The 13,278-nt window shown below is 70.5% G+C and carries 12 protein-coding genes; 11 read left to right on the top strand and 1 reads right to left on the bottom strand.

Annotated elements, in window-relative coordinates:
- The first annotated feature begins 114 nt into the window (after positions 1–114).
- From BQ7106_RS04880 to BQ7106_RS04860, 5 genes are all read left to right on the top strand, one after another.
- A complete protein-coding gene (locus BQ7106_RS04880) occupies positions 115–624 on the top strand; it encodes a helix-turn-helix domain-containing protein (RefSeq protein WP_072370045.1) in 510 nt (169 codons plus the stop codon).
- Positions 573–1,484, top strand: a complete 912-nt coding sequence (locus BQ7106_RS04875; RefSeq protein ID WP_129583766.1) for an IS3 family transposase — start codon at positions 573–575, stop codon at positions 1,482–1,484. The genes BQ7106_RS04880 and BQ7106_RS04875 overlap by 52 nt, the downstream gene beginning before the upstream one ends.
- A gap of 510 nt (positions 1,485–1,994) precedes the next feature.
- A complete protein-coding gene (gene metG / locus BQ7106_RS04870; RefSeq protein WP_072372214.1) occupies positions 1,995–3,605 on the top strand; it encodes a methionine--tRNA ligase in 1,611 nt (536 codons plus the stop codon).
- A 4-nt stretch (positions 3,606–3,609) separates the two neighbouring features.
- Positions 3,610–4,521, top strand: a complete 912-nt coding sequence (gene rsmA, locus BQ7106_RS04865; protein WP_072372211.1) for a 16S rRNA (adenine(1518)-N(6)/adenine(1519)-N(6))-dimethyltransferase RsmA — start codon at positions 3,610–3,612, stop codon at positions 4,519–4,521.
- Positions 4,522–4,529: 8 nt separating this feature from the next.
- Positions 4,530–5,540, top strand: a complete 1,011-nt coding sequence (locus BQ7106_RS04860; RefSeq protein WP_072372208.1) for a TatD family hydrolase — start codon at positions 4,530–4,532, stop codon at positions 5,538–5,540.
- Between the two features lie 4 nt (positions 5,541–5,544).
- On the opposite strand, the gene BQ7106_RS04855 is transcribed toward BQ7106_RS04860, so the two are convergent.
- Entirely contained in the window at positions 5,545–6,723 is a 1,179-nt protein-coding gene (locus BQ7106_RS04855; RefSeq protein ID WP_072372204.1) for a hypothetical protein, read from the bottom strand.
- Positions 6,724–7,121: 398 nt separating this feature from the next.
- Here BQ7106_RS04855 and BQ7106_RS04850 point away from each other — a divergent pair, with 398 nt between their 5' ends.
- The 6 genes from BQ7106_RS04850 to BQ7106_RS04825 all read left to right on the top strand — a co-directional run bounded on the left by BQ7106_RS04850 (position 7,122) and on the right by BQ7106_RS04825 (position 13,277).
- On the top strand, positions 7,122–8,105 hold the full coding sequence (locus BQ7106_RS04850) for a ComF family protein (protein WP_072372202.1): 984 nt from the start codon (positions 7,122–7,124) through the stop codon (positions 8,103–8,105).
- Positions 8,106–8,424: 319 nt separating this feature from the next.
- A complete protein-coding gene (locus tag BQ7106_RS04845) occupies positions 8,425–9,465 on the top strand; it encodes a substrate-binding periplasmic protein (RefSeq protein ID WP_072372198.1) in 1,041 nt (346 codons plus the stop codon).
- Positions 9,466–9,606: 141 nt separating this feature from the next.
- Entirely contained in the window at positions 9,607–10,200 is a 594-nt protein-coding gene (gene hpf, locus BQ7106_RS04840; protein WP_072372195.1) for a ribosome hibernation-promoting factor, HPF/YfiA family, read from the top strand.
- Positions 10,190–11,254 (top strand): DegV family protein, encoded by a 1,065-nt coding sequence (locus tag BQ7106_RS04835; RefSeq protein ID WP_083526908.1) that lies wholly within the window; start codon positions 10,190–10,192, stop codon positions 11,252–11,254. The genes hpf and BQ7106_RS04835 overlap by 11 nt, the downstream gene beginning before the upstream one ends.
- A 79-nt stretch (positions 11,255–11,333) precedes the next feature.
- Positions 11,334–12,416, top strand: coding sequence for an NAD(P)-dependent oxidoreductase (locus BQ7106_RS04830; protein WP_072372191.1), 1,083 nt, complete (start codon positions 11,334–11,336; stop codon positions 12,414–12,416).
- Positions 12,417–12,494: 78 nt separating this feature from the next.
- Positions 12,495–13,277, top strand: a complete 783-nt coding sequence (locus tag BQ7106_RS04825; protein WP_072372186.1) for an NYN domain-containing protein — start codon at positions 12,495–12,497, stop codon at positions 13,275–13,277.
- The last annotated feature ends 1 nt before the right edge of the window (position 13,278 follow it).

Genomic DNA, 13,278 nt, shown 5'->3' with positions numbered 1-13,278 from the left:
CGGGTCCGCGTCCGCCGGCGCCGGCGGGTCGCGCCCGGGGCCCCGTCCCAGCCAATGAACTGCCTCCCATTTCTTGGACTGAAAAGTAAAGTCCGAGGGATGGGAGGCTTTCTCATGTCGACCGACCAGCGCTTGAGGCACGACACGTCGCTCAGGGGGCGCGCCGCGGACCTCTTCGCGAGGGGGCTGGGGAGGGCGGCCGTTGCCGGCCTCCTCGGCGTCCCCGAGGAGGCCGTGAGAAAATGGCAGTACACCTACCGGGCCGCGGGAAGGGACGGGCTGCTGAGGATGGGCGCGGGCAAGGCGAGGTACGACTACGAGACGAAGGTCGCCGCGGCGAGCGCCGTGGTCGACGGCGGGATGTCCAAGCCCGAGGCGATGGAGCGCTTCGGGGTGGCGAGCCTGTCGCCGCTGAAGGAGTGGTGCCGGCTCTACCGCGCGGGCGGCGCGGAGGCCCTGCGGCCCAGGCCCAGGGGCAGGCCGCGCAAGGCTCCCGGCGCCCCGGCGACGCGCGAGGAGGAGCTCGAGCGCGAGGTCCGCAGGCTCGAGGCGCAGGTGGCGTACCTAAAAAAATCGATAGCCCTGAAGGCGGAGCTGCGCTCCCGAGGCGGGAGAAGGCCCTAGCGGTCGCCGAGCTTTCAGGGCTGGGGCACGACCTGGCCGACCTGCTGGGGGCCGCCGGCCTCGCCAGGTCCACATACTATTACGCGCTCGCGCACCCCAAGGGCCCGACCAGGCCCGAGCTCCGGCCGCGCGTCGCCGAGATCTTCGGGAGGCTCCCGAACGGCGTCGGGCACCGCCAGGTCGCCATGGAGCTGCGCGCCGTGGACGGCGCCCGCATAGCCGACAAGACCGTCCTCAAGATGATGCGCGAGATGGGCCTGCGCTGCGGCATCCGCCGCGAGACCGACTACCACAGGTACAACTCCTACAGGGGCGTCGTCGGCGAGGTGTTCGAGAACGTGCTCGGGCGCGACTTCGAGGCGGACGGCCCGTGGCAGAAGATGGGGACGGACGTCACCGAGTTCAGGCTCTCCTTCGGCAAGGCCTACCTCGCGCCGGTGTACGACTTCGGGAGCAAGGAGATCGTGGCGCACTCGATCTCGGAGCACCCCGACCTCGAGCAGCAGCGCGAGATGCTCTCCATGCTCGCGGAGGCCAAGCCCGCGTGGGCCAGCCCGGTCATGCAGACGGACATGGGCTGGCAGTACCAGCACGCCGAGTTCGTCGCCGCGCTCGAGGGGATGGGGATCGTCCAGAGCATGTCGCGCAAGGGCAACTGCATCGACAACGGCGCCACCGAGCAGGTGTTCGGACACATCAAGGACGAGTTCCTCCGCGGGCGCGACTGGGACACGTTCGAGGGGTTCAAGGCGGACCTCGAGGCCTACATCCATCACTGGAACCACGTGAGGCGCCAGGTCAGGCTGAAGGGCCTGACCCCGGTGGAGTTCCGGGAGCAGGCCCTTCGCGACGCCGCATAGCGGCTATTATTTATGCGTCCAAGTTTTGGGGCGCAGTTCACAAACGTGCCGGGGCTCGGGCCCTCGCCGCTCTCTGCCCCGAGTTATCTACCACTAGACTGGTATACAACCGACCCCTGGAACCGTTCCCACGGCTCCGGGGGCCCGGTTGTATACCAGTCTAGTGGTAGATAAACCCACTCGCCGACTGACCGCGGCCTCCGCATGCCCGCCTGCGGCGCGCCGGCCCCTCCCGCAGAGTCCCCGCGCCGAGACGGAGCATCCTGCGAAAAAAGCCGCCGATTCGGCCCCGTTTTCGCAATCGGCTCCGTTTCGGTGCCGGCGCCGTCCCCTGGTGCCGGCGTCGTCCCTCGGTGCGGGCGCCGTCCCCTGGGGCCGGCGTCGTCCCCAGCTGTCGGCCCTGTCCACCCTCCCAGCGCGGACCTGACACTTTACCCTGACACCAATGTCAAGTGTCAACCCGCGCTACAATCGTCTCCGCATGCCAAGATCCGTCATGAGGAGTCGCACATGGCAGAGAAGCCGTCCTACTACGTCACCACCCCCATCTACTACGTCAACGCCGCCCCGCACCTGGGCACCGCGTACTGCACCATGCTCGCCGACGTCCAGGCGCGCTTCCGTCGCGCGGCGGGCTACGACGTCAAGTTCCTGACCGGCATGGACGAGCACGGCGAGAAGGTCGCCGAGGCAGCCGCCGCGCACGGCCTCACCCCGCAGGAGTGGTGCGACTCCCAGGCCCCGCTCTTCCAGGACCTCTGGGAGAAGATCGAGGTCTCCAACGACGACTTCATCCGCACGACCGAGCCGCGCCAGCACCACGCGGTCCAGTACCTGTGGGAGCGCATGCTCGAGTCCGGCTACCTCTACAAGGGCTCCTACGACGGCTGGTACTGCGTGCCGGAGGAGACCTACTTCACCGAGACCCAGGTCGAGAAGGCCGACGAGGAGCGCGGCACCAAGGGCGAGCACCTCTGCCCGGACTGCGGCCGTCCCCTCGAGCGCGTCCAGGAGGAGTCCTACTTCTTCAAGCTCTCCGCGTTCCAGGACCGCCTGCTCAAGCTCTACGACAAGCACCCCGACTTCGTCCAGCCCGACTTCCGCATGAACGAGGTCCGCTCCTTCGTGGAGGGCGGTCTCACGGACACCTCGGTCTCCCGTACCACCTTCGACTGGGGCATCAAGGTCCCCTTCGACGATGGCCACGTGACCTACGTGTGGTTCGACGCCCTCCTCAACTACATGACCGCCGTGGGCTACAGCCTCGACGACCCGACCTCGGTCGCGGAGTTCGCCCGCCGCTGGCCCGCCCAGTGCCACCTCATCGGCAAGGACATCATCCGCTTCCACTGCATCCTGTGGCCCGCGATGCTCATGGCCATTGGCGAGGCGCTGCCCGAGCACATCTTCGTCCACGGCTTCCTCACCGTGCGCAACGCCGAGACCGGCAAGGCCGAGAAGATGTCCAAGTCCCGCGGCAACGCCATCGCGCCGCAGGACGTGATCGACCTCCTGGGCGTGGAGGGCTACCGCTACTACTTCATGACCGACGTCACCCACGGGGAGGACTCGGCCATCTCCTTCGAGCGCATGGAGCAGGTCTACAACGCCGACCTGGCCAACAGCTGGGGCAACCTCGTGAGCCGCGCCCTCAACATGAGCGCCAAGTACTTCGACGGCAGGACGCCCGAGTGCCCCGAGGGGTGGGCCGAGAAGGACGGCGTGCTCGCCAAGGTCGCCGACGGGATCTTTGAGCGCTACGCGGAGCGCATGGGACGCTTCGACTACGTGGGCGCCAAGGACCAGGTGATGGAACTCGTCCACGCCGCCAACCACTACATCGAGGACTCCGCGCCCTGGGCCGTCGCCAAGGACCCGGAGCGCGCCGACGAGCTCGCGGGCATCATCCGCGACCTGCTCGAGTCCATCCGCATCTGCGCGCACCTCCTCGCCCCGTTCATGCCCGAGACCTCGGCCGAGGTCCTGCGCCGCATGAGCCTCGAGGCCGAGGCCGGCACCGACGACCTCGCCGCTGCGTGCGCGTGGGGCGGCCTCGCCGGAGGCGTGCCCGTGACCAAGGGCGACGCGCTCTTCCCGCGCCTCGACGCGAAGAAGAAGTAGGCGCATGGCGCGACCTGCTGACAGAGCGACCGCAGACGAGCTCTGCGCCGCGCCCGCACCCCACGCCGGATCGGCGCTCGCGAGCCCGGGGGCCACGCGCGCGCTGCTCGAGGCGTACGGCCTCGCGACCAAGCACCGGCTCGGGCAGAACTTCCTCGTGAGCAACGCCGTGGTCCAGAAGATCATGGGGCTCGCCGAGCTCTCCCCGGACGAGCGCGTGGTCGAGGTGGGGCCGGGCATCGGCACGCTGACCCTGGCCCTTCTCGCCGAGGCGGGTCGGGTCGTCTCCATCGAGATGGACCGCGAGCTCGAGCCCGTGCTCTCGGCCCACGCCGCCGCGCACCCGAGCTTCTCCTACCTCATGGGCGACGCGCTCCGCGTCTCTGCGGAGCAGATCATCGAGGCGGCGGGCGGCGCTCCCACGGCGCTCGTGGCGAACCTGCCCTACAACGTGGCGGCTACGATCGTGCTGGCGTACCTCCAGGGTATGCCCTCGCTCAGGCGCGAGGTCGTCATGGTGCAGGCGGAGGTGGCGGACCGCATGTGCGCCGCCCCCGGAAGCCGCACCTACGGTGCCTACACGGCCAAGCTCGCCCTTCTCGCCCGCGTGACCGGCCGCTTCGAGGTGGGTCCCGGCAACTTCATGCCGCCCCCGCACGTCGACTCCGCGGTCGTGCGGATCGAGCGCGACCCCATCGTCGACGAGGAGCTCGTCCCAGCCGTCTCGGAGGTGATCGACGCCGCCTTCGCGCAGCGCCGCAAGACCATCAGGAACTCGATGTCAGCCTCGGGGTACCCCAAGGACGCGCTCGATGCGGCGTTCGCCGTCTGCGGCATCGCGCCGACCTGCCGCGCTGAGACCCTCGCCCCCGAGGACTTCGTGCGCCTCGCCCGGGCGCTCGCTCCCACAAGCTAGGAGGGACCATGTCAGACCCCATCGCGCTCGACGACCTCACGCTCGCTGACGGCGAGCTCTTCCACGACCGCAAGGGCGCGCCGTGCCCCATCCCGACGCCGCTCGCCCCGCTCGCGGACACCCACGGCCACCTCACGAGCCTGCGCGAGCACGACCCCGCCATGGCGATTGTGCGCGCGGCGCTCGCCGGCGTGCGCCTGCTCGTGGTGCCCGTCGACCCCATCGACGACGTTCCCAGGAGGTGGGGCAGCGCGGGCGAGCTGCTCGGATGGATCGACGAGCAGGTGGAGCTCGCGGGGGCGTGCCTCGAGGAGTGCGCGGAGCGCGGCTTCGAGCCGCCCGCCTTCGAGGGATATGGCGCGCCGGACCTGCTCGACAACGTCCGCATCGTCGCGGGAGCCCACCCCTACGGGGCCGAGTCGTTTGACGACGACGCCATGGCGCGCCTGCGCGAGCTCCTCGCGAGCCCGCGCTGCGTGGGCGTGGGCGAGTTCGGGCTGGACTACGGTCCCTACAACAAGGTTCCCTACCAGATCCAGGAGGAGGCCTTCCGTCGCCACCTGCGCCTCGCCAACGAGCTGGGCCTGCCCGTGCAGCTGCACATCCGCGACGCCGTGGGCGACGTTCGCTGCGGCGCGCACCGCGACGCCGCGCGCATCCTGGCGGAGGAGGGCGTGCCCGAGGCCGGCTGCGACCTGCACTGCTTCACCTCGGGCATCAAGGTGCTCGAGAGCTTCACGCGCATTGACTGCCACATCGCCTTCGGCGGGGCGGTGACCTTCCAGCGCTCAGACGACATCCGCGAGGCCGCGACGTTCTGCGCCGAGCGCTACCTGCTCACCGAGACCGACAGCCCCTACATGGCCCCGGTGCCGCTGCGCGGCGAGGAGTGCGAGCCCGCGATGGTGGCCTTCACCGCCGCGACCGTCGCCGACGTGCGCGAGAAGGGCGGTCGGGGCACGCGGCAGGCGACCTACGACGCCTGCTGGCGCAACGCCTGCGCGCTCTTCTCCCGCTAGGCCCCTAGGGCGTGGCGCCCAGGTCCGCCCCGCTCTCGCGGGCGAGCCGCCGCCACTGTTCCTCGGCCGCGAGCCGGTAGGCCCAGCGGGGGACGGCCGGTCGCGCCAGAATCGTCCCGGCGTCGGCGCCGGACAGGATCGCCGCGATCATCCGGTCGATCGCCTCGGAGGCGCTTCGGCGCAGCATGCCCATGCGCGGGGTCGTCGCCACGGGCAGCACCATGCCGCCCGCGCCCACGGCGACGCCCCCCGCCCAGTGCGCCCCGGCCGCGGCGCAGAACCCCTCGACGAGCGAGAAGGACGGCAGAATCTGCTCCGCCTCGTAGAACCCAAGGTTGGCGAGGGCGTAGACGCGCGCGCCGGGGGCGAGGAGGCGCGCGGCGTCCCCGAGGAGGTCGACGAGGCCGCTCGGCAGCGCGTCCACGTAGAGCGGGTAGCCGAGGACGACGGTGTCGCATCCGACGAGCCCCGAGGCATCCGCACCGGCTTGCCGGCACGCCACCTCGACGAGCTCGGGCTCCGCCACGCCGGCCAGACGCGCGTAGACGCCCAGCGCCTCCGAGAGGTCGACGAGCAGGTGAGCCGTCGCCGAGCGCGGGCCCTTGGGGCTCCCGTTCACGAGCGCGATGCGACGGGGGAGCGCGGGGACGCGCGCGGCGCGCGGCGCGGGGGCGTCCGCGGCGGGGGAGTCCCCCTCGGCGCCGCAGCCCAGCGGGTCGGCCACGAAGCGCACGCCTGCGGAGCGCATGCCGAGGTTGAGGGCGTTCGCGTCGGCCAGGTGCCGGGCGCAGGCGCGCTCCGCCTCGGTGGAGGGGCCCCAGAGCCAGACGGAGAGCTCGGGCGTGCGGTCGTGCCGCAGGCGATGGTGCATCCTGCCGTCCACGATGCGAAACTCCGGGCGAACGAACGGGATGCAGCGGTCGAGGGCGCGCTTGACGTCTGCCGAGACCCAGCCGAACGAGTTCTCCGAGAAGATCCAGAGCTCGTCGCTTCGGGCGAGAAGGGCGGGCAGGTCGCCCAGGGCGTCGCGAATGACGCAGGCGCCGGGCGTGCGCACCCAGCAGCCGAAGCAGCCCTGGCAGCCGTGCGCGGCACGGAGCTCCTCGAGGCAGACGGCCTTATCGAAGTCGATGCCGAGCTCCTCGAGCGCGGCGCGCGTCAGGTCGCAGACGATGGTTCTCATGCGTCACCCCTCTCCTGTGGAAAGCCTACCCCTCGGGCGCGTCCCCCGGAAGTGAGGAATGTCACGAGCCGCGCGCTGGTGGCGTCGCGGGGTCGCGACCGCCGGGGCTGGCGCGCTGGGGGCTGGCGCGCTGGGGGCTGGCGCGCTGGCGCGGACAGGAATCGCGTCGAGTGCGCGCTGGCGCGGACCGGAATCGCGTCGAGTGCGCGCTGGCCATCGCGCACTCGAGCCCTTTCTTGTCCGTTCGGACAGGAATCCCGTCGAGTGCGCGCCCGCCCCTTGTGAGGAGCGCGCACTCGACGAGGTTTCGTGCAGTTGCGCCAAGCGCGCGTCGGCGCAAGGCGGGTGATACACTCTTCCCACCGAGGCGACCCCCATCCGCAGACGGAGGGGGACGCATGCGCATCGGGGACTTCGGGCGCGCGATGGGGGAGGGCCTCGCGGAGGCGCTCTGGCCCACGCGCTGCGTGGGGTGCGACCAGCCGGGCACGCTGCTCTGCGACCGGTGTCGCGCCGAGCTCCCCTGGATCGAGCAGCGCCTGGCATGTCCCGTCTGCGGGGCGCCATTCGGGTTTCTGACCTGCACGGAGTGCGACGGCGACTGGCCGGTCCGCGCCACGGTCGCGGCGCTGGGCTTCTCGGGCACGCCGGCTCGCATGGCGGTCGGGCTCAAGGACGCCCACGAGCTTCGCCTCGCCCCGGTGATGGCGGCGGCCATGCTCACCGCGCTCGAGGAGTCGTCCGCCTGGCCGGCCCAGGACGGCGCGCCGCGCTTCGCGCCCTCCGCGATCGACGGCGTGTGCTTCGTCCCCGCGACGTCGCGGGCGTACGCGCGGCGCGGATTCGACCACATGGAGCTCGTGGCGCGCGAGCTCGCGCGCGGGGCGGGCCTGCCGCTCGCGGACGTGCTCGTGCGGTCGCGCGCCCGGGACCAGCGCGATCTTGGCAGAGAGGCTCGATCGCGCAACCTCGAGGGGACGATGCGCTCCGTCGCAGACGTCTCGGGCGCGCGCCTCCTGCTCGTTGACGACGTGGTGACCACGGGCGCCTCCGTCGCCGAGGCGGCCCGCGCCCTCGCCGAGCGTGGCGCGGCGTCGGTCACCGTGTGCGCGTTCGCCCGGAGTTTCGCATCGTGGACGCGCGTGGGTGCCCTCGACCCAGCCCGCCAGGCGGGCGGGCGTGCCCGAGAAGCCCGGCGCCGCGACCGTGGCGCGGACCGGCCAGTCGCCGTCGCACTCCGTGCAGGTCAGAAACCCGAATGGCGCCCCGTGCCCCGCCGCCCCTTGCGACTCCCACGCCATCCGGCCCGAGGTTCTTCTCGCCACAAGGTCCCTACGTCCGCGCGTTCTGGGCGAGCGCGCAGGTGGGACGGGGTATACTAGAGCGACGTCTCGACCAGGTCTGTGGTTGCGGACGGCTACGCCCCGGCGCGCCCGCGCCCGCGCCGTCGTCCTAGTCCAAGCCAGACGAGGGCAAAGGGATCCACGTAAGCTCGGGCGTGCGCGCCCGCGCGATCATGGCTCGTCCTAGAGGTAAGTCGCACCGCCCGTCATACGCATGAGGCATCCGGCCTCGCGGGCGAGAGGGGCAACAGTGGAGGCGCCGCGGCGCCGCAAGCGACGTCCCCGGTGCGCGGGTGTGGGGGCAAAGACCAGGTCAGCTGGGCGGGACGCACGAAGGTTCGGAAAGACAGGACATGCCATGAAGCACCGTCGCCCTTGCGCCCACATCGCGGCCGTCGCCGTTGCGGCCGCTCTTTCGCTCAGCGTCCTCCCGGGATGCTCGTCCCTCCCCGCGCCGATCTCCGATGCGACCTCGGCCGTCCAGACCATCGTCAACGACCTGATGCACCCCACATCCGTCGCCGAGGCGCGTGCGCAGCGCCGCTCCGAGCTCACGCAGACGGTCGACGACGCCGACCTCGTCACCCCCGGCACCCTGACCGTGGGCATCCGCGTCTCGGGCACCGCGCCCTTCGTCGTGACGGGCTCGGGAGACTCCTCCTACGAGGGGATCGACGTCGACACCGCCTACGCCCTCGCCGACGCGCTCGGCCTCGCCCACGTGGAGTTCGTCACCGTCCAGAGCGTCTCGTCCGGCCTCTCCGAGTGCGACGTCGTGATGGGCGTCGGCTCGGACGAGCGCGGCGCCACGGTCATCGGCTCCTACGCCCAGAGCGCCCTTGGGGTCTTCTCGGGCTCGGACGCGGTTCCGCCCATCTCGGCGAGCGACCTCACCGGCGCCACCGTCGGCGTGCAGGCGAACTCCGTCTCGCAGGCGGCCCTCGACGACCTGGGCCTCGTTGTGGTCGAGGAGACCTTCTCCAACCTCAACGACGCCTTCGAGGCGCTCGCCTCCGGCTCGGTCGACTACGTCGTGTGCGATGCCTACGCGGGCGCCTACCTCGCGTGCGTTCACGGCGGCATCTCCTTTGCGGGCACCCTCGACACGCCGGGGACCGTGGGGGTCGCCGTCTCGTCCGACGCCACTTCGCTCGCGTCGAGCGTGCAGGCGGCGCTCGACCAGATCCAGACCAACGGCGTCGCCGAGATCGCCAAGTCCCGCTGGGTCGGCGGCTTCCCCGCGCTCACGGAGGCGACGCGCGTCACCGGGCTCGAGCTGACGTCGTCCTCGGGCGACGCGAGCGCCGAGGGCGACCAGGGCGACGCCACCGACGAGGGAGACCAGGGCGACGCCGCCGATGGCGCCGAGTCGACCGATGGCGGCACGGACGGGCTGTAGTCGCGACGCACGCCGAGAAGAGCCGTCCGCTCGGGCGTTTGGTCGGTCCCTCAGGGGGGAATGCCCCGTACAGGATTGGGTAAAAACGTCCTAGGGCGGGCACGCACCGGGCACGCCCACGGCAATCGTAAGGAGGTTCGCATGGTTGACATCAAGATCTCGGGCCGCAAGGTGGGAGTCTCCGACTCGCTTCGCGCACATGTCGAGGAGAAGGTCGGAAACGCGCTCAAGGTGTTCGATATCAAGCCCATGACCTGCGACGTCGTTCTGCGAGTCGATAAGAACCCCTCCAACCCGGAGCGCAAGACCTGCGAGGTCACCGTCTTCGTGCGCGACAACGTCGTGCGCGTGGTCGCCAGCTCGGACGACATGTTCGCCGCCATCGATGACGCCGCGGACAAGGTCACGCGCCAGCTGCGCAAGTACAAGACCCGCGTCATCGACCGCCGTCAGCGCGTGGCAGCCGCCAAGAGCGGCACCGTCACCCAGGAGGACCTCGCCGCCCTCATCGAGCCGGGCCCGGACGAGACCGAGGACGACCAGCTCGTCCGCGAGAAGTACATCGACCTGCTCCCCATGACGGAGGAGGAGGCCCTCGTCCAGACCGACCTCATCGGCCACGACTTCTATGTCTTCACCAACGCCACCACCGGACTCATCAACGTGATCTACCATCGCAAGAACGGCGGGTACGGCATCATCAAGCCCAAGATCGAGGAGGAGAATGAGCAGTAGCGCCACCACCGAGCCCACCCAGGCACCCGACGCTCCCGAGAGGGAGCTCGTAACAGACACCAACGCCCAGGCGTCGCAGGAGGCTGCGCGCCTGGGCCGCGCGTATCACCGCGCGTCCAACGTGAGGATCATCGTCGACTCCTGCGGTGACTTCGCCCCCGGCGTCGTCGAGGCGCTCGGCGTCGAGGTCGTGAACTTCACCTACGTCATGGGCGGGGAGGAGCACGTCGACGACCTCTGGAAGTCGATCAGCCCCAAGGAGTTCTACGACCGCATGCGCGCCGGCGAGCAGGCGACGACCTCCGCCGTCACGCCCGGCCACTACCTCGAGGTCTTCGAGCGCGCCGCCGAGGAGGGGACCCCGACGGTCTACCTCGCCTTCACCCGCGGGCTCTCCTCGAGCGTCGAGGCGGCCCGCCAGGCGGCCGACATGGTCCGCGAGAGCCACCCCGGCTTCGAGATCTACGTCGTCGACAACCTCTGCCCCTCCGCCGCGGCCGAGTTGCTCGCGCTCGAGGCCGTGGGCCAGGCCGCCAAGGGCCTCTCCGTCAAGGAGCTCGTGGCGTGGGTCGAGGAGGCGCGCTACTACGTCCACGGGTACTTCACGCTCGACTCCTTCGACGCCCTCGCGCGCGGCGGGCGCATCCCGCCGGCGGCCGCGCAGGTGGGCGGCAAGCTCGACATCAAGCCCGAGCTCTCCTACGACACCAACGGCGCCCTCACGCTGCGCGGTATGTGCCGCGGCCGCAAGAAGGCCCTGCGCGCGATACTCTCGGACTTCAGGGAGAACTACCTCGGCGCCGAGGGCGGCGACGACACGCTGCCCATCGCCATCGTGTCCGCCGACGCCGAGAAGGACGCGCGCTGGCTCGCCGACCAGGTCCGCAAGGAGCCGGGCTGCGCCGACGTCCCGATCATCTACAGCTCCGTGGGCCCGGTTATCGGCGCGCACGTGGGCCCCGGCATGGTCGCCCTGCTCTTCTGGGGCAAGGACCGTCGCGAGAGCCTCTCGTTCACGGACCGCATCGCGCGGCGCGTGCGCGGGGACAAGTAGCATCTGACTGTCTGACAGCGGGGGTGACGAAGGGGACCGTCCCCTTCGTCACCCTGTCTGTGGAAAGGAACCGCAACACATGAGTCACACGCACATCCGCAAGGTCGCCTTCATCGGCACCGGCATCATGGGTGCCCGCATCGCGGGCCACATCCTCGACGCCGGCTACGACGTCACGGTGAGCAACCGCACGAGGGAGAAGGCCGAGGACCTTCTCGCCCGCGGGGCCCACTGGGCCGACACGCCCGCCGAGGCAGCCGCAGACGCCGACGTCGTCTTCACCATGGTGGGCTACCCCTCCGACGTCGAGGACGTCTACCTGTCCACGGACGGCCTCATCCGCCGCTCCAAGCGCGGCGCCTGGCTCGTCGACCTCACCACGAGCTCCCCGCAGCTCGCCCGCGACATCCACGACGCGGCCGAGGTCGAGGACAAGCACGCCTTCGACTGCCCCGTCACGGGCGGCGAGCAGGGTGCCATCGACGGCACGCTCACCCTCATCATCGGTGCTGCCGAGAAGGACGTGGAGCCGCTGCTCCCCCTGCTCGAGACGTTCTCGTCCCGGCGCTTCTACTTCGACCAGCCGGGCGGCGGCCAGACGGCGAAGCTCTGCAACCAGGTGAGCCTCGCGTCGTGCATGGTGGGCTACGCCGACGCCGTCGCCCTCGCCGAGCAGGCCGGCATCGACGTGGACCGCATGCTCGAGGTCCTCGCCAACGGCACGGGCGGGTCGGGCGCCTCGCGCACCCTCGCGCCCCGGTCGGTCGCGGGCGACTTCAAGCCGGGCTTCCTCGTCGAGCACCTGCGCAAGGACATCGGCCTCGCCATCTCGGCGTCCGAGGACCTCGAGATCACGCTCCCCGGCGCGGAGACCGCCTTCACCCTCTTTGACATGCTCTGCCAGATCGGCGGGTCGCGCATGGGCACCCAGGCGATCACCCTGCTCTACGACGACGAGGCGACCTGTGCCGCCGCCGGCCTCGACTGGTCGCTGCTCGACCAGGGCGAGGAGGGCGACGACCACGAGTGCCACTGCGGCCACGACCACGGCGACGACCACGAGTGCCACTGCGGCCACGACCACGGCGACGACCACGAGTGCTGCGGGGGCCACGGTCACGGCGACGACCACGAGTGCCACTGCCACGACCACGAGCACTAGCCCCGCGCGGCGCCGCGCGACCCGCGCACGGCGCCGCCGCACGTCCCGCACGCACACGTAAGGAGCGCCACCACCCCAATGAACGACACGGACATCCCCCAGAGCTCCATCGCGGTGCTCATCGACTTCGAGAACCTCGCCCTGGGCACCGGGCGCCGCAAGCGCAACGGGCACCAGGAGCCGGGCCCGCTGCCCGACGTCAAGCTCATCTTCGAGCGGCTCGTCGACAAGGGTCGCATCACGGCCAAGCGCGCCTACTGCGACTGGCAGCGCTTCTCGGACGCCATCACGCCGCTGCACGAGCTCGGCATCGAGCTCATCGAGATTCCCGACCGAGCCTTCACGGGCAAGAACTCCGCCGACATCCGCCTCGCGGTGGACGCCATGGAGATCTGCCTCACCAAGGACCACATCGACACCTTTGCCATCCTCTCCGGCGACTCCGACTTCTCGCCGCTCGTCGCCAAGCTCAAGGAGTTCGGCAAGACCGTGATCGGCGTGGGCATGAAGGACGCCACGAGCTCGCTGCTCACGGAGGTCTGCGACGAGTTCATCTTCTACGAGGACCTCACGCGCAAGGCCGGCATCCCCGACTTCCAGGGCAAGGTCCCGAAGGAGCGCCAGAGCTGCTACCAGCTGCTCTTCGAGACCATCGACGCTCTCCAGCGCGAGAGCGACAGCTTCATCCTGGCGTCGCGCCTCAAGGACACGATGAAGCGCAAGCGCCCGCAGTTCTCCGAGGCGTCGTACGGCTACCGCTCGTTCACGGCGCTGCTGCGCGAGGCAGCCAAGCTCGGCTTCATCGAGATTCACCAGGACCCCAAGAGCGGCACGGCCGTCGTCGACGGGTTCTGCGAGTAGG

The organism is Thermophilibacter mediterraneus, from assembly GCF_900119385.1.
Taxonomy (GTDB): domain Bacteria; phylum Actinomycetota; class Coriobacteriia; order Coriobacteriales; family Atopobiaceae; genus Thermophilibacter; species Thermophilibacter mediterraneus.
The sequence above is the reverse complement of the archived record's forward strand: the minus strand, read 5'-3'. Positions and strand labels throughout refer to the sequence as shown.

Coding starts and splice junctions, on each gene's coding strand:
- BQ7106_RS04880 (WP_072370045.1), top strand. CDS start 115: ATGTCGACCGACCAGCGCTTGAGGCACGACACGTCGCTCAGGGGGCGC.
- metG (WP_072372214.1), top strand. CDS start 1,995: ATGGCAGAGAAGCCGTCCTACTACGTCACCACCCCCATCTACTACGTC.
- rsmA (WP_072372211.1), top strand. CDS start 3,610: ATGGCGCGACCTGCTGACAGAGCGACCGCAGACGAGCTCTGCGCCGCG.
- BQ7106_RS04860 (WP_072372208.1), top strand. CDS start 4,530: ATGTCAGACCCCATCGCGCTCGACGACCTCACGCTCGCTGACGGCGAG.
- BQ7106_RS04855 (WP_072372204.1), bottom strand. CDS start 6,723: ATGAGAACCATCGTCTGCGACCTGACGCGCGCCGCGCTCGAGGAGCTC.
- BQ7106_RS04850 (WP_072372202.1), top strand. CDS start 7,122: ATGCGCATCGGGGACTTCGGGCGCGCGATGGGGGAGGGCCTCGCGGAG.
- BQ7106_RS04845 (WP_072372198.1), top strand. CDS start 8,425: ATGAAGCACCGTCGCCCTTGCGCCCACATCGCGGCCGTCGCCGTTGCG.
- hpf (WP_072372195.1), top strand. CDS start 9,607: ATGGTTGACATCAAGATCTCGGGCCGCAAGGTGGGAGTCTCCGACTCG.
- BQ7106_RS04835 (WP_083526908.1), top strand. CDS start 10,190: ATGAGCAGTAGCGCCACCACCGAGCCCACCCAGGCACCCGACGCTCCC.
- BQ7106_RS04830 (WP_072372191.1), top strand. CDS start 11,334: ATGAGTCACACGCACATCCGCAAGGTCGCCTTCATCGGCACCGGCATC.
- BQ7106_RS04825 (WP_072372186.1), top strand. CDS start 12,495: ATGAACGACACGGACATCCCCCAGAGCTCCATCGCGGTGCTCATCGAC.